14 protein-coding genes and 4 pseudogenes are annotated in these 19,264 nt (G+C 43.3%); 10 read left to right on the forward strand and 8 right to left on the reverse strand.

What is annotated here, in order from left to right:
- Both F6K51_RS18125 and F6K51_RS18130 read left to right on the forward strand, forming a co-directional pair.
- A partial coding sequence (locus F6K51_RS18125) for a WD40 repeat domain-containing protein (RefSeq protein WP_293022439.1) occupies window positions 1–1,596 on the forward strand: 1,596 nt, incomplete at its 5' end.
- Window positions 1,597–2,625: 1,029 nt separating this feature from the next.
- A complete protein-coding gene (locus tag F6K51_RS18130) occupies window positions 2,626–3,273 on the forward strand; it encodes a hypothetical protein (protein WP_293022441.1) in 648 nt (215 codons plus the stop codon).
- On the opposite strand, the pseudogene F6K51_RS18135 reads toward F6K51_RS18130, so the two are convergent.
- A pseudogene (locus F6K51_RS18135) lies at window positions 3,261–4,593 on the reverse strand (transposase). The gene F6K51_RS18130 and the pseudogene F6K51_RS18135 sit on opposite strands and share 13 nt — an antisense overlap.
- Window positions 4,594–4,675: 82 nt before the next feature.
- Here F6K51_RS18135 and F6K51_RS38480 point away from each other — a divergent pair.
- Window positions 4,676–4,930, forward strand: a pseudogene (locus tag F6K51_RS38480) (transposase); the annotation flags it as partial.
- Window positions 4,931–4,954: 24 nt separating this feature from the next.
- Here the strand turns inward: F6K51_RS38480 and F6K51_RS18140 are convergent.
- The 4 genes and pseudogenes from F6K51_RS18140 to F6K51_RS18155 all read right to left on the reverse strand — a co-directional run.
- Window positions 4,955–5,131 (reverse strand): hypothetical protein, encoded by a 177-nt coding sequence (locus F6K51_RS18140; protein ID WP_293022443.1) that lies wholly within the window; start codon window positions 5,129–5,131, stop codon window positions 4,955–4,957.
- 56 nt (window positions 5,132–5,187) lie between these two features.
- Window positions 5,188–7,383 carry a transglycosylase SLT domain-containing protein gene (locus F6K51_RS18145; protein WP_293022446.1) on the reverse strand — a complete coding sequence of 732 codons (2,196 nt, stop codon included), beginning with the start codon at window positions 7,381–7,383 and terminating at the stop codon, window positions 5,188–5,190.
- Between the two features lie 337 nt (window positions 7,384–7,720).
- Window positions 7,721–7,918 (reverse strand): hypothetical protein, encoded by a 198-nt coding sequence (locus tag F6K51_RS18150; protein ID WP_293022449.1) that lies wholly within the window; start codon window positions 7,916–7,918, stop codon window positions 7,721–7,723.
- A pseudogene (locus F6K51_RS18155) lies at window positions 7,911–8,147 on the reverse strand (IS1 family transposase); the annotation flags it as partial. The gene F6K51_RS18150 and the pseudogene F6K51_RS18155, both read right to left, overlap by 8 nt.
- Window positions 8,148–8,949: 802 nt before the next feature.
- Here F6K51_RS18155 and F6K51_RS18160 point away from each other — a divergent pair.
- The gene (locus F6K51_RS18160; protein ID WP_293022452.1) at window positions 8,950–10,317 is read left to right on the forward strand and encodes a chloride channel protein; all 1,368 of its coding nucleotides are present in this window, start codon (window positions 8,950–8,952) and stop codon (window positions 10,315–10,317) included.
- A 506-nt stretch (window positions 10,318–10,823) separates the two neighbouring features.
- Here the strand turns inward: F6K51_RS18160 and F6K51_RS18165 are convergent.
- Window positions 10,824–12,008 (reverse strand): annotated as a pseudogene (locus F6K51_RS18165) (IS4 family transposase); the annotation flags it as partial.
- A 228-nt stretch (window positions 12,009–12,236) separates the two neighbouring features.
- Here F6K51_RS18165 and F6K51_RS18170 point away from each other — a divergent pair.
- From F6K51_RS18170 to F6K51_RS18190, 5 genes are all read left to right on the forward strand, one after another.
- Complete coding sequence (locus tag F6K51_RS18170; protein WP_293022455.1) at window positions 12,237–12,980, forward strand: acyl-CoA dehydrogenase family protein; 744 nt, start codon at window positions 12,237–12,239, stop codon at window positions 12,978–12,980.
- Window positions 12,981–13,826 (forward strand): acyl-CoA dehydrogenase family protein, encoded by an 846-nt coding sequence (locus F6K51_RS18175; protein WP_293022526.1) that lies wholly within the window; start codon window positions 12,981–12,983, stop codon window positions 13,824–13,826.
- A complete protein-coding gene (locus tag F6K51_RS18180; protein ID WP_293022457.1) occupies window positions 13,820–14,650 on the forward strand; it encodes a bile acid:sodium symporter in 831 nt (276 codons plus the stop codon). Before F6K51_RS18175 ends, F6K51_RS18180 begins: the two co-directional genes overlap by 7 nt.
- A gap of 18 nt (window positions 14,651–14,668) precedes the next feature.
- On the forward strand, window positions 14,669–15,523 hold the full coding sequence (locus F6K51_RS18185; protein ID WP_293022459.1) for an alpha/beta hydrolase: 855 nt from the start codon (window positions 14,669–14,671) through the stop codon (window positions 15,521–15,523).
- A 284-nt stretch (window positions 15,524–15,807) separates the two neighbouring features.
- Window positions 15,808–16,380 (forward strand): DUF1131 family protein, encoded by a 573-nt coding sequence (locus tag F6K51_RS18190; protein ID WP_293022461.1) that lies wholly within the window; start codon window positions 15,808–15,810, stop codon window positions 16,378–16,380.
- 47 nt (window positions 16,381–16,427) lie between these two features.
- On the opposite strand, the gene cimA is transcribed toward F6K51_RS18190, so the two are convergent.
- Window positions 16,428–18,272: a citramalate synthase gene (cimA, locus tag F6K51_RS18195; RefSeq protein ID WP_293022463.1), complete on the reverse strand. Its 1,845-nt coding sequence runs from the start codon at window positions 18,270–18,272 to the stop codon at window positions 16,428–16,430.
- Window positions 18,273–18,516: 244 nt separating this feature from the next.
- Between cimA and F6K51_RS18200 the strand changes: the two genes are divergently transcribed.
- Window positions 18,517–18,855 (forward strand): 2Fe-2S iron-sulfur cluster-binding protein, encoded by a 339-nt coding sequence (locus F6K51_RS18200; protein WP_293022465.1) that lies wholly within the window; start codon window positions 18,517–18,519, stop codon window positions 18,853–18,855.
- A gap of 94 nt (window positions 18,856–18,949) precedes the next feature.
- On the opposite strand, the gene F6K51_RS18205 is transcribed toward F6K51_RS18200, so the two are convergent.
- Window positions 18,950–19,114, reverse strand: a complete 165-nt coding sequence (locus F6K51_RS18205; RefSeq protein WP_293022468.1) for a hypothetical protein — start codon at window positions 19,112–19,114, stop codon at window positions 18,950–18,952.
- Window positions 19,115–19,264: the final 150 nt, after the last annotated feature.

The following is a 19,264-nucleotide window of genomic DNA, read 5'->3' on the forward strand; positions in this document are numbered from 1 at the left end:
GACAGAACAGTGCGTTTGTGGGACACAGAAACCGGTCAACTAATCCATACATTTGTTGGTCATACCAATAGTGTTACTGATATCGCTTTTAGTCCAGATGGCAAACAGATTCTCAGTGGCAGTAACGACAACACAGTGCGTTTGTGGGACACAGAAACCGGTACACTAATTCATACATTAAAAGGTCATACCAGTTTTGTCAATGATATCGCTTTTAGTCCAGATGGCAAACAGATTATCAGTGGCAGTTTTGACAACACAGTGCGTTTGTGGGACACAGAAACCGGTCTTCCTCTCCATAAATTAGAAGGTCATACTATATATGTCACTGATATCGCTTTTAGTCCAGATGGCAAACAGATTATCAGTGGCAGTCAAGACAGCACAGTGCGTTTGTGGGACACAGAAACCGGTACACTAATCCATACATTTGTTGGTCATAAAGCTGATGTCACTGATATCGCTTTTAGTCCAGATGGTAAACAGATTATCAGTGGTAGTTTGGACAGAACAGTGCGTTTGTGGAACACAGAAACCGGTACACTAATTCATACATTAAAAGGTCATACACATTATGTCACTGATATCGCTTTTAGTCGAGATGGCAAACAGATTCTCAGTGGCAGTTGGGACAGAACAGTGCGTTTGTGGGACACAGAAACCGGTCAACTAATCCATACATTTGTTGGTCATACCAATAGTGTTACTGATATCGCTTTTAGTCCAGATGGCAAACAGATTCTCAGTGGCAGTAACGACAACACAGTGCGTTTGTGGGACACAGAAACCGGTACACTAATTCATACATTAAAAGGTCATACCAGTTTTGTCAATGATATCGCTTTTAGTCCAGATGGCAAACAGATTATCAGTGGCAGTTTTGACAACACAGTGCGTTTGTGGGACACAGAAACCGGTCTTCCTCTCCATAAATTAGAAGGTCATACTATATATGTCACTGATATCGCTTTTAGTCCAGATGGCAAACAGATTATCAGTGGCAGTCAAGACAGCACAGTGCGTTTGTGGGACACAGAAACCGGTACACTAATCCATACATTTGTTGGTCATAAAGCTGATGTCACTGATATCGCTTTTAGTCCAGATGGTAAACAGATTATCAGTGGTAGTTTGGACAGAACAGTGCGTTTGTGGAACACAGAAACCGGTACACTAATTCATACATTAAAAGGTCATACACATTATGTCAATGATATCGCTTTTAGTCGAGATGGCAAACAGATTCTCAGTGGCAGTTGGGACAGAACAGTGCGTTTGTGGAACAATTACTCTTGGCAAGAGGCTTTAAAAGAGGCATGTGATCAGCTGCAATTTCATCCTGACCTCGTTGCACCTAAAAATAATAAAGCAGGAGAAGCTTGTCTTAAGCATGCCAGTTGGGAGGATAAAGCCAAAGCCGACTTTCTGGTAAGACAAGGTAGGGCAATTAGTTCACAAAAAGAGCCAAATATCAAGAGTGCTGTTAAAAAATTTAAAAAAGCGCAAAAACTCTATCCTGACATCGACCTCAATCCATATACAGAGGAAATAGATAAAGACCCAAAAACAGTAGCACAACAGTTGGCTTCAGAATGAAAATAATCACATGCCTGTCCACAGAAAAATGAAGTAGGTGCTCAAGCCATGGCCTTTAGGCCACGCTACGCGAACGCCTGATCGGGTGCCTACCAACTAAATAGATTACCATTAGAGCCGAAATCTTGGATAGATTATCGGCTACTTTGCGCTGCATCAAGACAGGAAATCAGCCTCAAATAAATCTGAAAAGCGCGTAGCGCTATACCTCTGGCGACTCGATCAATAATTTGTTACAAAACTTTTTAAAATATGCTATAATATGCAATTTTTTATTGTATAATGAAAGTGTGGACAATCAAATCCACGGGAAGAGCCAGCCTAAGAGTTTTCCTAGGCCACAGGCTGGCTCTGGGTACCCCTTAACGTAAAGGAGATAACTTCATATTAGACTTCTTGCAGAAGTCGGGAACAGGGAACAGGGAATAGGGAACAGTGGACAAGAATTGTTCGCGTAGCGTGGCCTACGGCCAGGGAAACACTATCAGAAAAATACTTTTACAAGAGGTCTAATAAACACTTTGGCAAAGGGAGCAGGGAGCAGGGTAAAGAGGCAGTATTCAGAAAATTTTATTAGTTAAATTGCCTTATAACCCTTATTCAGCAAGCTTTATGAGTTTTTTTAACTGGAAATTTAGAGGTTGTCTGAGAAGTCTCATTTGCTACATCCAAGCCCCCTAAATCCCCCGAGCGAGCAATCCCTCGCTCGGGGGACTTTTAGAAGCAAATTGACTCTTCCCCCAAAGTTGGGGGGCTAGGGGGGCAAAATTCAGTATCAAAAAACTTTTCAGATATCCTCTTAGCATAGTAGGTACTGAAGAACCATATATTCAGATGCGTTCGCGAAGCGTGACCATTCGCGTAGCGTGGCCCAAAGGCCAAGGTCAATCGCATTTAGGGTTAGTTTTTTCTTTCATCATTAGTTTTTACTTTCATCACTTAATCTTTTAGTTAACTTTACTTACTCTTCAAAATTAAATCAAACAATGTTTGATTAACTATTGATAGTCGTTTTTTATATCAATACCGATGAAATTAACTCACATTAGTGCTTCTTTAGTATTCCTGGGAGCGATCGCCTTTGGCGCGGCTTCGCCGATCGCAGTTACTCCAGCTTATGGAGCCTCGGTATCCTTCACTCCGACTGGGTCACAATTAGACCAAGATGCCATCAATGACCTCCAAGTCAATGTTGGTGACACCATTGATTTCTCTTTCGTGTTAGATACTAGCGGTCTCACCGCTAATTTACAGTCATTGGACATTCTTGTAGAACAAGATAGTACTGAGCTTGTTACTTTAGAAGGATTTAGGACAGATGCAGATATAGCTGCCTTTTCAGACTTTAGCGGGAGCCTAGTAGAAAACCCACCCTTTGGAATACCTACAGTACTTTTTCAACGTAGTGATTCAATTGGAGTTTCTCCAGACTCTATCTTAGATATAGTGAGGACAACTGACCAAGTACTGCCTGGGTTGAAGAATGATGGATTGCCTGACTTAGCAATTACTGTTACTTCTGCAATTGATGCTAATGGTATAGATGTAACCAGTATTTTTAAACCAGTTAGCCAAAGTCTTGATGTTCAGCCCGCCCCTGTTCCTGAAACCACATCACTGTTAGGTTTCTTAGGATTAGCTGCTGTGACTACTCTCACATCAAATCAAAGATTATGATGTGGGCTTCTCAAACTCACGAATGAGACTTGCTGCTCCTCGGCGGATGCCGACGCTACGCGAACGATATCCTGTACCGATTTACCACAGCCATTAAGCGGCAGTCCAACCGCCAATAGTCCACGATTCAAAATGTTGATACCACTGTTCCAGTCGCGGTCAATTTTAACTTTACAACTGGAACAACAATGAATGCGTTCGCGCAGCGTCGGCTTCGCCGAATCGCTTAAAGTTTTTTCGACCCTAGAACCACAACTAAAACACTCGATACTTGTGGCACGTGGGTTAACTTCCTGAACTAACAAACCGCGTTTAACCGCCACTGCTTGCAATATTTCCAAGAATGCTCCCCAGGCCGCATCATGTATTGATTTTGCTAAATTAGTTCTAGCGAGTCCTTTGATGTTTAAATTTTCGTGAGCAATTAGGTCGTATTTACTACATAGCCAATGAGCAACCTGATAATGAAATTCCTTCCGGCAACGGGTTAAGTGAAGGTGCAACAAAGCTACTTTATGCTTTGATTTTTTCCAATTCTTAGAACCCTTGACGCGGCGCGACATTACTTTTTGAGCCTGAGCAAGTTTATCCTGAGCTTTCCTGTAAAACTGCGGAATAGGTACTGCCTCTCCGTCAGATGTGGTCAAAAATTTCTCTAGGCCAACGTCAATACCAACGGCAGACTTAACTGAATCTATGGATAGTAGTTCAGGTACAGTGTCGTCTTTCATTGAAAGACAGCAGTACCAACCATCAGCCTTCTTGACAATGGTGCATTGCTTAAGGACAAAACCCACGCCCTTCGGGCAAGCTTCGCTAACAGGCAATGGTCGATGCATTACAACAGGCATTGACCCGATTCGACTTAACTTTAAAACACCATCAACCAAGTGTGCCCCAGCCTTAGAATTATTGACCCTAGGGAATACAAACGATCTAAGTTCTCCAGCTTTTTTAAAGCGAGGTCTACCCCCACGTTTACCACTTGCGTCAGGTCTTCTCCATCTTTCCCAGGCTTTGTTTAACCTTTGCAGATTAACTTGTTGAGTCTCTGCATAAATTTTTTTATATTCAGGAAACAGTCGTTTTGTCTCCTTAAGGGCTGTTTGTTGAGTGTAGTAATTTACCTCTTCTGGAATCTCACCGATCGGCTCACTTACCAGACTACACCTATCAATCGGGGAACGAGTCCGATTGAGCCAATCAAGCCTTTGTCAAACATGCATAGTTCCAGTGGCGTCGAAGCAATTCGAGCCACCGTTCCATGGTGACAATTTGTTCAGGACTTGGCTTGATTCGGTAGCAGTAAGTGATTATCATACTAGTATTGTAGCATTTATCCTATAGTTATGAAAGGTAATTATACAAAAGAAAACAGGTCTGTTTATCGTCTTACTATTACAAGGTGTACAGTAAGACGATAAACAGACGTCAAGTTAGATCACAACAAATTTTGATGTGGCCTACGGCCTCCGCTGCGCGAACAGGCGCGCAGCAAATCTGCTCTGAAACTTGTGTTAAGTGGGAATGCAACCTGATAGAGTTGAACGGAGAAAGTGACCACCTCCATCTGCTCGTGGATCTCAATCCTAAAGTAGCTCCGGTTAAGTTAATAGCAAATATCAAAACTGTAACCAGTAGATTGATTCGTTACTGATTTTCTGAATACAAAAGGGCAGTTTTATGGCGATAAAAGGGAACAGGGAATCGGGAATCGGGAATCGGGAATCGGGAATCGGGAATCGGGAAAAAATGCTTTGTATCTCATTAATATGAAAACCAATGGTGATTGATCAAAACACCAAAAAATTTGCCCATCTCCCCATCTCCCTATTTCCCCATCTCCCCATCTCCCCATCTCCCCATCTCCCCACACTTCCCTACTCCCTACTCCCTACTCCCTACTCCCTAAAATTAATTGGATGATGCTACGGATTTAGTAGCAGCGTGAGCTTCTACCATCCGGGAAATATCAGGATTATAGAGTCGCAAATAATTCCAATAATTACCAAACACTGTTTTCACGTAACCTTTGGTTTCTCGAAAGGGGATTTTTTCAATAAAGGCGTCGGGGTCACTAAAACCGTATCTATTCACCCATTTGGATACATTACCGGGACCGGCATTGTAACTGGCAACGGCTAATAGGGAGTTATTACTATTTTGTTGGTGGGTAAAGCTTAGATACCATGTCCCCAATTTAATGTTGTCATCAGGGTTTTTAAGATTGTATTCTTTCAACTGGATTTTTTGGGCAACCCAACTACCTGTTGCTGGCATCACTTGCATTAAACCCATGGCACCAGCAACGGAACGGATTTCTGGTTCAAATCTAGACTCTTGGCGAATTAGGGCAGTTACGAGTAAGGGATTAAGCTCCCGTTGACCAGACCAGTTAACAATTGAATTTAGGAAAGGGAAGGGAAATAGAGCATGCCAGTATTTTGGGTCGTCACGCAGTGCTGCCCATTCGGCTTGTTCTTGGGGAGTCTCTCGTCGTTTTAGGCTCCAGACTTGGTTAATGCCTTTGAGATTATCCCCAATCCCTAGCCGCAATAAACCATCACTAAATTGCTCTGAGACACTGAGTTCCTTACGGTCTCCTAATTCCACTTGCCACAGAGCCCAAGCATCCTGATCTTGACCAAGCTTGTACAGTTCTTTGAGAGTAGCAGAACCGTCGGTTAGTAAAGGTCTAGCTTGGGGTCTGACCACTTTTGGCATTAAGTAGCGCACGGAGGTGAAGTCCCCTACATTCCAGCCTAAATAGTTGGCCGACCGCCATGCATAGTAGGATTCTGGATAACGAGCTAGTACATGCTCAAAGGCAGCTTTAGCATCATTAGGACGCCCCAACTTACTTGCCCATCGACCTACCCAGAAGCCAGCTTGGGCAGCGATGTCACTATCGGGATTGTTGGTGGTAATCGGTTGCGCCCATTGCCATGCTTGTTGTAGCTGGCCTTTTGCTGCTTTTTTTTGAGCCATTTGCCAACGATAATTAGCCGCAGCATCAGAACTAGCATATTGGGTCAATACCGACTTCCGAGCTTGGCCAGCAGACACTTTGCTGTTGAGCTTTTCTAGGATTTTGGCTTTGTCGAGCAAGGCTTGAGGAGCTTCATCGGGATAATTCTGGATGACTTGATCCAGATAAGCTAAGGCTTCTGGTGGCTTAGATATACTAGCAAGACGCCTTAAGGCTAATCCGGTTTCTTTGGCATTGGGATAGGCGCTGATTAACTGTTGATAAAAGATTTTGCCTTTGGTTGCTTTGGTATCTAAATGAAGCCCTCGACCTGCCCGGTAGAGATTGCGGGGAGTGCGGGGGGCTTTAGCGTAGGCTTTACCAGCTTTGCCATATTTCCAGGTTTCCCAGTAACCAGTGCCAATCATTTCCCAGTCTTCGGGGGTGAGTTGCTCAGGGTACTTGTCAACGATCCGGTCTCGGATCTCCTGCATTCCTAAGGCTTTAGGAGTGTGCTTGGCTAAGAGTAATAGTAATGGGAGTTGGTTGGGATTGGCTTTGAGGCGCTGTCGGACAATTTCTAGAGTACGGGGATGGCTGGGAAATTTTGCGATCGCATCGTCCCAGTGCTTAGGATTAGATTTGCCTAGATGATAAAGGGCTTCTGCTGCCACTGCTTGGTTGGGGTACTTTTTCAGGATAGTACCCCAGGCTGCTGTAGCCTTAGCGCTATCCCCCATGGCTTGGTAAGCTTGAGCACGTTTGAGGACAACGTGGGATGCTAAAACCGGATAATCTGACTCAAGTCCTTCGAGATGGTTTAGGGCTTGTTCTGGTTGATTTTGTTGAATTAAATCCGATGCCAACAGATAACGGGCGCGATACTGTTCCCGAGACTTCGGACCGGAGGCAAAGGCATCTAGGTTAGTTGCTCGTTGTTGAGGTGGCAGGGAAACCAGCCGTGCTACAGCGGATTTGCCTGTTGACTCCGTTAAGCCTTGGCTGGCAGTCTTGTTTTCCTCTTTTTCCTCTAGTTGATTTGCTACGGTGACACCTAAGAATACAACTCCCAGGCATACTGATACCAATAACACTATGGCTCCAGCCAATAACCGAAATTGCTGTTTACGCTCTTTTAACATAAATCCTCACCCAACAAAGTTCAGCAGTTGAAAGTCTCTTAGCATATGACCCTTCACCAGGGGAATCTGGTTTCCCTCTTGAGTTATGAACCATTATAAAAATTTCTTGGCTAAGAACCTGAAACCGTACTTAGTCAGAATTGGTCAGACTTGGTCAGATTTAACAGAGCACGAAGCCAGCAATAACTAGATAACTATGATAAGTATTATGGTAACTATATTGTTTCTCATCCTGATGAGGCACATTATTCCCACCCTTCCCGCGCCCCATCCCACATCTTTGAACAAGGATAACTTGAAATTGTGGTGATTTATGGTAAGATTGCCTATAATTTTGTTATTTAGCGAAGGGAACAGGGAGTAGGGAGTAGGGAATAGGGAGTGGCGTAGTGGAATGACCACTCTTAAAGAGTGCATTAGACAGAGGAGTCTTCATCAGTAGTTTCAAAAACAGCGGTTTTGGTGTTTGAGTTTGACTCGTGCATCTTCTGTGGTAAAACGCCAGGCGTTGCTGAATAATAGAATGGTTAAGCAAAAACTGGGATTGTATGAAACTTTAAATAATAAATAAGAAGCCTGATTGATAACTTCAACATCTCTTGAGATTTAGAGTAACACAGAGTTCGTCGATGTAGCCTAGCCAAGTAGTGTCTCAATCTCGTATTTTCACTCTCGATTCTAGTCATATAACTTTTTTTTGTTAAATGGTCAATGTCACTGATAAATATTTGATAAACAATATATTTATCAGTGACATACCAAAAGCTATGCCAGCCTTGTCTTGATGCAGTCGCTCATGGGGGAAACCACGGCAGTTGCTCATGGGGGGAACCCCCAAGACCGCACTGCCTCCCCAAGACCGCGCTGCATCGCTTTACGATTTTCCAAAGCTTTTTAAAAGTTTCAGCACTACGGTCACCAACTATAAAGTTTAAAATCCCGGGATACTTCTTGTCAGCTGCTGTCCTTTAAAGTTACCGTAGGAGAGGGTAGCCTTATTACAAAAGACTTAAAACTATTACTCATAACCTGCCGACGCTCATTGGCTACCCTCTCCAAGGTTTCGTCTCAAACCCAAATTTTGTTTTTTTTTTACAGCTGAATGCTTACAGCTAAAACCTTAAGCCAGTGCTTTGCAGCTAGACCAATGATTTGAAGCGAGCAGTTGTGGACTAGCTGCTGCATCTGGCTTACCAATTAGAGGAGTTGCACTCGGAGGGTTTGTTGTAGTCTGTAGCAACACCCCCGACTCAGGCAAACTCTTGTCAGGCTTACCTCAATCAATGTTAGGTATTGAACCATCAGACTAGACGAGGGCAAAATTCCCCTAACCGATCACCCCTGATTCACCAAGGGCTTCCATTGTTAATGATAAGTCAGTTTTAAAGGTTATGAAAACTACTTTATGCAAAAAACATTTTAAATTTATGCAAAATATACATTAAACAATTTTTTATGTAAAAAGCAATTTAATTTCATGTACCCCATACATAGTAACTCTATCTATTTAAGTTCTTGTTGTCCATGATGAAAAAATAACCAATTTTCGTAAAAGACAACTGGGTCATGACAACAATGACATCAGAGACGGCTAAAGTATCATCAGTAAATCAAAGGACTAATCAGACGGAAAAATCAGATAGCGACAATAAACCCGTCAAGCTAGGCTATATCAAGCTAATCCTCTGCGCTACAGGAATTGGCATTGCTGGCGGATTAGTAGCAACTAGCTACTATTTTGTCCTAGAACAGTGTTTGCATTTTGTTTGGCATTGGTTACCCGAATTTCTAGAACCCTATTTCCCGAGTTGGCTACCCTCTTGGAATTATGTGTGGATTGCCACTACCATTGGTGGGTTTTTCGTGGGCTTATCCCTCTACTTCTTGGGGTTACCCGGTGAAATGGCGTTGGTGATCGAAAAAGTCCACGATCCAGGTAGGATGGAGCCTCGTCAAACTCCTGGCATGATTGTGACCTCTCTAATTTCCATCACCGCTGGGGGGAGTGCAGGACCAGAAGCACCATTGGTACAGATTAATGGTAGCTTAGGTAGCTGGCTAGGAGTCAAGCTTAAACTGGCAATCAGCCATATCCGGATATTGACCTTCTGCGGGATGAGTGCTGCTCTTGGTGCCTTTTTTGGTGCGCCGATCGGGGGGGCATTGTTTGCCCTAGAAATTCCCCACCGCCGGAGTCTGGAATACTATGAAGCCATCGTACCAGCCATTGTCGCGTCAATTTTTAGCTTCTCTGTTTTCCGCTTTGGTACTGGGTTAGATGTGGGAGGAATTTACCGCTTTAACCTTTTTGATACGTTACCTGCTCTATCCTGGCTAAATTTAATTGAGGGTGCATTACTCGGGGTTGCTGGTGGATTAGCTGCTATCGTGTTTATCTATATCTTTCGCTTTACCAAGTCTTGGATTAAATCTATTGAACATCGCCATATTTTGCTAGCTACACTAGGCGGATTATCTATTGGGTTGATTGCTGTATTCTTTCCCCAAACCCTATTTTTTAGTGAGGAGCAAATTGAAACAGTGATTGAACAAGGTCCCACTTTGGGGGTAACCATGTTACTAGGGATTGCCTTGGCAAAAATGTTTGCGATCAGTTTTACCCTCCACGGTGGGTTTAGAGGCGGATTTATCTTTCCTCTATTTTTCATCGGTGCCAATCTGGGTTTAGCTATCTCCATCGCCTTACCCGGAATTCACCCCACCATTGCTATGCTTTGCCTGATGGCAGCGGTGAATGTGGCGGTCACCAAAACACCGGTCAGTAGCACGGTTATTCTTAGCGTTCTGTCTGATACATCGATTCTTCCAATTATTGCTATTGCTAGCTTTGCCAGTTTCTTGTTAACTACTAATATTTCTTTGCTGAAAACTCAGCGATCGCGTAGTCAGGAGGGTATCCCAGTAATGGCTTAAGAAGACTTAAGTCTAACTTAGTAAAGGATTGAGTCAGTCAACAAAATCAGTTTTTTTGTTGAGAAGTTAGGTGACAGCTCCTACACTGACCCGTTGGGTTCAGTGTAGACTTCCCAGGCAATCCGGCCATCGCTTAGGAGGCGCTGGGCCAATACTGCTCGGTTAAGGAAAGAGGGAAGTATTTGTTCGCGTGTTATTTACGCGAACAAGGGCTCAGATTAATTCTGAATTTTTACCTTCCTTGTGTCAAACTATCAGAAGAGGCTAAGAAAGAAGAACTCAGAAGAATTGATAATAAGGTAACTTAATTGAAGAGTTAGAACAAAACCATTGTTTATCTAAGCAACTTTAACCGTCTTGAAGGTTAATTGTTGTAATTTGGTTCCTTGTTTTCGATGGTATGGTTTAGCTGCATTGAATTTTGACCGAGACTTTTTGACAACTCGTGGATTAATTCTACCCTCTCTTGCAGGGATTTGATTATCTAAAATCTCTGCAATTAGCCAGCTCATAAATAAATTTATCTCTTCTGGTACTGCCTGCTGAAACAAGGGAACAGCACGACGCATTATTCTGAGGGTTCCAGTAAATCCTAATCTTAAAGGAGAAATTTCAGCTTTTTCGGCGGCTTTAAACATTAAGCATCTAATGCAATAATGTGCTAACAACCAACCATAAATTTCTTGGATAACTTCACGGGGATTATTCGAGCGAATCAACGTTTTTCGACCGTTGAGATGAGTCTTCATTTCGTCAAGAGTATTCTCGGCTTCCCAGCGCCAGTGGTACTCTTGAGCCAGTAACAGAGCCGGAAATAGATCCACATCAACCAAATCTGTAATCAGACGATATACTTGTTCAACTCCGTTTTCTTCTATCACATATTCAATCACCCGAACCGGTTTCCGGGTAGCTCCTTTCTTCTTGGATTTTCGGTCAGGAGCAATCCATGATAGATAAGAGCCATCCGGCAAAATTTTGACGACTTCAAACTTAACATTAGCAGGAACACGACCCAAAATGTGACATTTTTGCTTAAGGGCTTCCAACACCATCCTAAATGAATGTAATCCTCTATCCCACATGACAAGCATTCCCGGTCCAACTCCACGAAGGAGTTTTCTGGCTCTGACTCTTTCTCCGATTCGATAAGGACTAATCAAGGCATCCGTAATTAAATGAGTCCCTAGCTCAACTAACAACACCAATCTGGCTTTCGGAAAAGCTGCTTTCGTTCCCTTTCTCGTTCCTGGATAGCCAAAAACTCTGCTATTAGTTTCGGTGTCGGGCACATCAAAGACAGTGCCATCAATTGCCATCAATCTTAGTCCACCTAAGAAAGCTTCCTTAGTTTTAACTGTTGCCATCGGACGTGCTACTAACTCAAATAAACGAGTCATTACCGCTGGACCAACTCGTTGGCGGGCTTCGCTAATTGATGAAGAAGTTGGAGTTTTTAGACGGACTAGCTGACGAATCCAAGTCCCATTCAGTCCCGCCATCAGATTTTTGAAGACATCGACAATCGAGTCAGTTGCCCAGAAACTCATCCCTATTAACAGGGCAACTACTACATCCGTAGGGAGGCTACGCTTTCTTTGATGTTGACTCTGGCTCTGTTCAATCGCTTGTGCTATGGGATCGTGAGGTATAATTGTACCCAAGCTTGAGACTGATTGAGAAAAGGCCAAAAACTCGATATGTTATCGGATTAGATGCCAAGATCAATATTTGGTTATCAAAACTATTGCCAGACCTGGTCTTAGATCGACTGATTACTTGGTATTTAGGGTTAACTACAAACCTGATTACATTAGAAGGTAAAACTACTTTATAAAGTAAGTATAAAAATACTAATAAAAACAAATACATGAAGATTTGTCAAGAGTTATAGTTTTGGAATAAGAACCAATTAACAGATGTTATCTCAAGATAAACAAAGCAAAGCACGTGCTGATGATTTACTCGAGTGGCTTCGTAGCTACGCAAATGAGCGCATCAATTCTCGGCTAATCGATGAACGCCGTTGCATCCCACCATATATCGTGCTCGATCTAGGAAATCGTGGACTCTTGGGGATGCAGGTTCCACCGAACTACGGTGGTATTGGTCTGAGTAATCAAGATACTTTGCGTGTAATACAGCAATTAGGGGCTATCGATCCGACTTTGGCCTCATTTGTTGGCGTTCATAATGTCCTTGGGATTCGTCCCTTGATGAACTATGCTGGTGATCAACTCAGAGATGAACTTCTTCCCCTCATTGCTACAGGTCGAGAATTAGCTGCTTTTGCCCTCACAGAACCAGGAGCAGGGTCAAACCCTCAAGCTATTTCCGCAAAAGCCACACCCGATAGTCAAGGAGGTTGGCGATTGCAAGGTACAAAAATCTGGATTGGCTCCGCAGCATGGGCAAGCGTAATCAATGTTTTTGTCCAGACCTTTGATGCTGAAGGGCAATACCTAGGAGTTAGTGGTTTTGTAGTTCGTCAAGGAACCACTGGTCTACGGCAAGGTCCCGAAGCACTGACTATGGGGTTGCGTGGTATGGTTCAAAATGCTGTTTATCTAGATAACGTTTCTATAGATTCAGAGCATTTGTTAGGTGAAATGGGCGTAGGCATGAAAGCTGCCCAAGATGCGATGATGCACGGGCGATTATGAATTACAGCAGCTAGTCTTGGGGGAATGAAACGTTGCGCTCAATTAATGCTTCGTTATGCAAAACGCCGAAATATATCAACAGGTCAATTGCTAAAAAATCCAGTAACACTGGCTAAATTGACCGATATTACAGAAGGTATTATGGCTGTTGAAAGCTTAGTAACTCGAATTGCTAAGCTACTGGATGACGGATGTGCTATTCCTGTAGAGGCTTATGCTGCCTGCAAAATAGTTGGTCCAGAGTTCTTCTGGCAAGCGGCTGATAGCCTGGTTCAGATGCTAGGAGGTCGGGGTTATATCGAAACAAATATTGCACCTCAACTTCTGCGCGATTCTAGGATTCTTCGCATTTATGAAGGACCTACTGAAACCTTGAATATGTTTATTGGCTCTAAAATCAGCAATAAAAGCGAAGAATTATACCAATTTATTTGCCAGGGTCTGGAAGCACCTCAAATTGCTGATATCTTAAAAGTAGCGGTGGAACAAATTAACGCTCGCTACACTAGTTCTAAAATTCCTTTTTCCGAGAGGAGTGTCGCTAGTCGCTGGCTCTATGCTTGTACTGGCGAAGTAGTTACTCTAGCAATCCTACTAGCTGCAGTTGAAGGTGCTTTTAAACGTTCTGGTTCGGAGCGTCTATATCGTACTGTTACTTGGGCAAAACTTAATTTTGAACAGAAACTTGAAAGAGTTTTATCTGGGACACCGGCAGAACTGGTAATGTCTAGCTCTGACACTATTACTGAGCTAATATCCGATTATTCCAACGCAATTGGCGAAATTGAACAGACTCTCCCAGGAGAAGAACGCGAATTAGATGAGATGCTGTATTGCTCGTGCTAGTTACATTTCTGTTGCAATTATTCATTACAACCCTAATGCTGTCGGTTAGCTTTAAACTTACGATAGAGGATATCCTGCGTACATTTCGCAAATCAGATTTGATAGTACGTTCGTTGTTAATCAACTTCCTGATTGTACCGATCGCGGCTTTGCTACTCACACAGGGGCTTGCTTTACCAAAAACTACAGCAGTAACTCTCTTGCTTGCATCAGCAGCGCCAGGAGCACCCTTTGCACCAAAATTAGCTGTTATTGCTGGTGGCGATCTGGCTTCTGCTATTGGCCTGACATTTACTTTATCGATCTTAGCAGTGGGCATCACACCCTTGATGGTTCGCTTAAGTTACGCTGGGGTTGAAGATACACTCATCAACACTCTGCCCATTATTTGGAGCCTGGTATTCTTTCAGTTACTTCCTTTACTTACTGGTTTTGCTATTCGCCACAAGAGTGTGCGACTTGCCAAGCGCTTACTTTCTCCAGTCAAGATGCTCTCAGATATTCTGTTTGTAGCACTCCTGCTTCTGGTTCTGTGCCAAAATTTCGACATACTCTTTAGTATTGGATGGCTGTCGTTTACCGCTATGGTACTATTTACAGTCGTGACTTTGGTCAGTGGTTGGGGACTAGGTGGTTCTCAAACTCGCACGCGGAAATCAGTGACCTTGACGACTGCCTCGCGGAACTTAGGAATTGTACTACTGATTGCAGTAGAGAATTTTCAAAAAATGGGTATAGAGGGTGCTGTCATCGCTTTCGGTATTGTTGAGCTAGGAATTACACTGCTGGTAGCGGTCTACTTTCGCTGGTTTTATTCAACCTAAGTTCGGATTAACGGGAATATGGAAGAAATTTATATCAAAATTAACGGTTGTGAATATTATGTCCAAGATTCGCGTAATGGAAACGATAGCGTAATCCTACTACATGGATGGCCGGATGACAGTTCTTTATGGAGATTTCAGATTCCGGCTCTGATACAATCTGGATACCGTGTTATCTGTCTTGATTGGCTTGGTCATGGGCAGAGTGAAAAAACTGAAGACTTAAATAAATATACCCTCGCCTCCCTATCTGCTGATGTGATCGGATTGATGGACGCACTGAATCTGGAAAAAGCCCATTGCATTGCTCACGATTACGGTGCAGTAGTAGGTTGGGAATTAGCCACAAGGTATCCAGAACGGCTCGTGTCATATGTTGCCTTATCAGTAGGGCATCCTCTGGCATTAGTAAAAAACTTTTCCCTAGAGTCAATCCTAAAAAGCTGGTATCTAATTTTCAACCCCTTACCTGTGGCAATCCCTATATATCGTGCAATGAATGGATTGATTTTTAGGTGGGTACTGCGTGGTCACCCCGACAAAGAAAATGTAGTTGAAAAATTTTTACTTGAAAAAAAACCTTTTTATATTCAAGTCTGGGAAAAAGCTAATCCGATACTTCCATTTATTTTATCTTCACTTCGCCAACAACAATCACAGCTAACTTTAATAAAAGTTCCAACTCTTGGTATTTGGAGTTCTGGAGACAACTTTATGGCTGAGGAACAGATGAGTAAATCGAGTGCTCTAGTGCAGTCGGAGTGGAAATATATAAAAATATCTAAATCCAATCATTGGCTTCAATTGGAAAAGCCACAAGAAATTAATAAGCATTTACTTGAGTGGCTTAACCAACAGGGGGAAAAGTGTTAAACTAAGCCAGACACTCGGTTTTGCTGAACCCGGAGGTTTTCCATCTCCCTGCTGTTCCTGCTGCTTGCCTTCATTAAGCTTACTCAAACTCACTTGCAGGGTAAAGGCATCTCATTAAAGGGCTGAAACAATTGAGGTTTTCTATACTCATAGTTTTGGTGCTAAATTAACATCAATAGCTTCGTCAAGCCTGTTATAGCGTTAACTCAACCTAAAATTGACTTGCTCAATTTGGCTGCTGAAAAGCAGTTACTGAGATACTTTCAAGTTTTTGGAGAGGTCTATTGTATAGAAAAACACTGTTTACCCTAACCAGCATAGTCCTAGTCACCAGTATCCTGGGCGCTTGCACCAAGGAACCTTCCCCGCCTGAAACTAAGTCTAATCTCAGGCTGACTCCGGAAGGTTTGGGAACACTCAACAAAACCAGCAACTTTGATGCTGATACCATCAAGAGTGCTTTGCCCAGTTATACCGTAAAAAAAGAAACCACCTCTGCTGAAGGCGAAACTTACGATATTTTCAAAGCATACTGGCAAGATAGCCCGGTAGTGGAAATCGATGCCGACATCTCCCAGCAAAAAATCGGCAGGATTGAAATACTAAGCGATCGCATCCCTGGTCCAAAGGATGTGAAAGTAGGAATAGCCTACTCAGCCACTCCTGGACAAGAGAAACTAGACTGCTTGCCAGGTGAGGAAGGGTCCACTGGTAAAGTGATTTGTAGGTTTGAGGAAAATGCCTCGATCCTATACGTATACCAACCCCTTAACTGGGAAGGGCCTTATCATAAGTTACCTCCCCAAGAGGTTCTCACCAAGGCGAAGCTAGATAGTCTACTTTGGGTAGCACGCTAGTGAGCAAATAGCAAAAATTAATTACTAATTACTAATTAGCGCTCTAATTACCGCTCTTTCAGGGCTGGGGAATTGCTCAATGGTGTTTTTGCTGAAGATTCCAACAGCAAACCATACTCAATGCCTTCCACCACAGCTTCATAGGACGCTTCAAGAATATTACTGGAAACCCCCACAGTTGTCCAGCGCTGTTCTCCATTGCTTGATTCCACTAGCACCCTTGTCTTAGCCGATGTGCCAGCAGCACCATCCAGAATCCGCACTTTATAGTCGGTTAGATGAAAAGCCGCAATCTCTGGGTAAAAGTTCACTAAGGCTTTGCGCAACGCTGCATCAAGGGCTGACACTGGTCCATTGCCTTCTGCTACTTCCAAAATATCCTGGTTGTTAACAGATACTTTAATGGTTGCCACAGAATTACTGTAGGGTTTACGGACCCCTTGTAGCATATCGCAATGTATCTGACAGCCTTTGAGTTCAAAGGGATGTTCTCGATATCCCAAAGCATCCCGCATCAACAAATCAAAACTGGCTTCCGCTGCTTCAAATTGATACCCTTCATTTTCTAGATCTTTGAGGCGTTCCAGGATTTCGCGACAGGCGGGGTCTTTTTTATCCAAATCATGACCGAAACTACGGGCTTTTGCTAAGACATTGCTCAATCCCGACTGGTCAGAAATTACAATCCGACGCTGATTACCAATCTGTTCTGGCTGAATATGTTCATAGGTCAGAGGATTCTTTGCCACCGCTGACACATGGATGCCACCTTTGTGAGCAAAGGCTGAACGACCCACAAAGGCAGCATGGTCATTGGGAGCAAGATTGACAATCTCGCTAATTAAACGACTAGCTTGGGTCAGTCTGGCCAGCTGATTATCCTCAATACAGGAATAACCAAGCTTCAACTGTAAGTTAGGAATCACAGAACAGAGATTAGCATTACCACAGCGTTCACCATAACCATTAATCGTTCCCTGAACCATACACGCTCCCTCAGATACCGCAGCTAAGGCATTAGCAACCGCTGTATCGGAATCATTATGGGTATGGATTCCTAACATGGGTTGGAGGTTAGGCGGTTGAAGGTTAGCAGGTTGAAGGTTAGCAGGTTGAAGGTTAGCAGGTTGAAGGTTAGCAGGTTGAAGGTTAGCGGGTTGAAGGTTAGCGGGTTGAAGCTTAGCGGGTTGAAGCTTAGAACCTTGGCCTTTTGGCCACGCTTCGCGAACAACATTCAACCTTCCAACGTTCAACTCACTTTCAACATTCAACCTTCCAACGTTCAACTCTTTAGCTACATCTCTAACAATTTGACTAACTTGATCGGGTAGGGTACCACCGTTGGTGTCACACAGTACTAGCCATTCTGCACCCGCATCTTTAGCAGCTTTCAGGGTTTTGAGGGCATAGTCTCGATTGGCTTTATAGCCATCAAACCAGTGTTCTGCATCGTAAATCACCCGACGCCCTTGACTACGGAGGTATTCTATGGTATCCCGAATCATGGCTAGGTTTTCCTCTAGGCTAGTTTTCAGCCCTTCGGTGACATGAAGATCCCAGGATTTCCCAAAAATCGTCACCCAGCGCGTTCCTGCAGCTAAAATAGCTTGCAGCATCCGGTCTTCTGCAGCGATCATGTTTGGCCGTCGAGTTGAGCAAAAGGCTACTACTTCTGCTTGTTTGAGAGGTTCTTCTTTGAGCTTCCAGAAAAATTGCACATCTTTCGGATTTGCCCCTGGCCATCCTCCTTCAATGAAGGGAATACCTAACTCATCCAGTTGTCGAGCAATGCGTAACTTATCTTCTAGAGACAATGAAATTCCTTCACGCTGGGCACCATCCCGCAGCGTTGTATCGTAAATCCAGATGGGGTGAGAAGTTGTTGAAGTCATGGGCAGTTATAAAAGTTGACTTTATCGTAAAGAAATGTAAATTGTAGTTAAGGGTAAGCTTTGAGGGCCTAAAGCTTAGTCAGAGGACTAGACCTCTAGATATTTATAAACGCAGCTTATCTAGAACCATCAAACAATAAGAGCACCTTAGTGTATTGCCAGATTGGCTTTGTTCACAACACTAAACATAGCTGCATCTAATTGTATTAAAAAATAAGCTACAGATAAGGAGTAATCTTGAATAATGCCTAAAGTAACAGCACAAGGAAAAAGCTTTGAATGTGACCAGGGCAGTAATCTGCGCAAGGTGTTACTAGACCATGGGGTTGCCCTATACAACGGCAACGCTAAACTAATTAACTGTAGAGGATTAGGTAGCTGTGGTACCTGTGCGGTTGAGATAGACGGGGAAGTATCCGAGCCAAATTGGAAGGATAAAGCTAGGCGATCGCTTCCGCCCCATTCTCCGACGGCAAATCGCCGCTTAGCCTGTCAGACAAAGGTTTTAGGTGATGTTTGTCTTACCAAATATGATGGCTTTTGGGGGCAAGGAGATAAAACTGTCTGGACCCCAGAATCATGAAGTTGTCGATGGTGACTGGAACCTCGGCTGTAGTTAAAACCTAGGGCGTGTCGTCAGTTAAGCCAAACAACAGCAGCAGCGAGATCAATTGTGCCTAAGACATTTCTAGCAGTTTGATCGTACCGGTTGCCATGGCACGGTATTGCTTGATTTTAGGGAATAAATTCTTAAAAAGATGTTGCGCTTTGTAAAGCTGTTTATCGTACTTTCGTTGCACTCTACGGTTAGATTTTGGAGGAATTATAGCCTCACATGCCATAGATTTAAAGCGAGCCAAGACTCGCTCATCGGCCAGGGCAAGAAGTGAATGTAAACTTACAAGAAGTGAATGTAAACTTATGTGTAATTAGGTAATTGTTTTAATTTAGGACTGCTATAGTTATCAGTGAAAGCGTCAGAAAAACTGAGC

The sequence above is a fragment of the Moorena sp. SIO3I8 genome (assembly GCF_010692325.1).
Taxonomy (GTDB): Bacteria; Cyanobacteriota; Cyanobacteriia; order Cyanobacteriales; family Coleofasciculaceae; genus Moorena.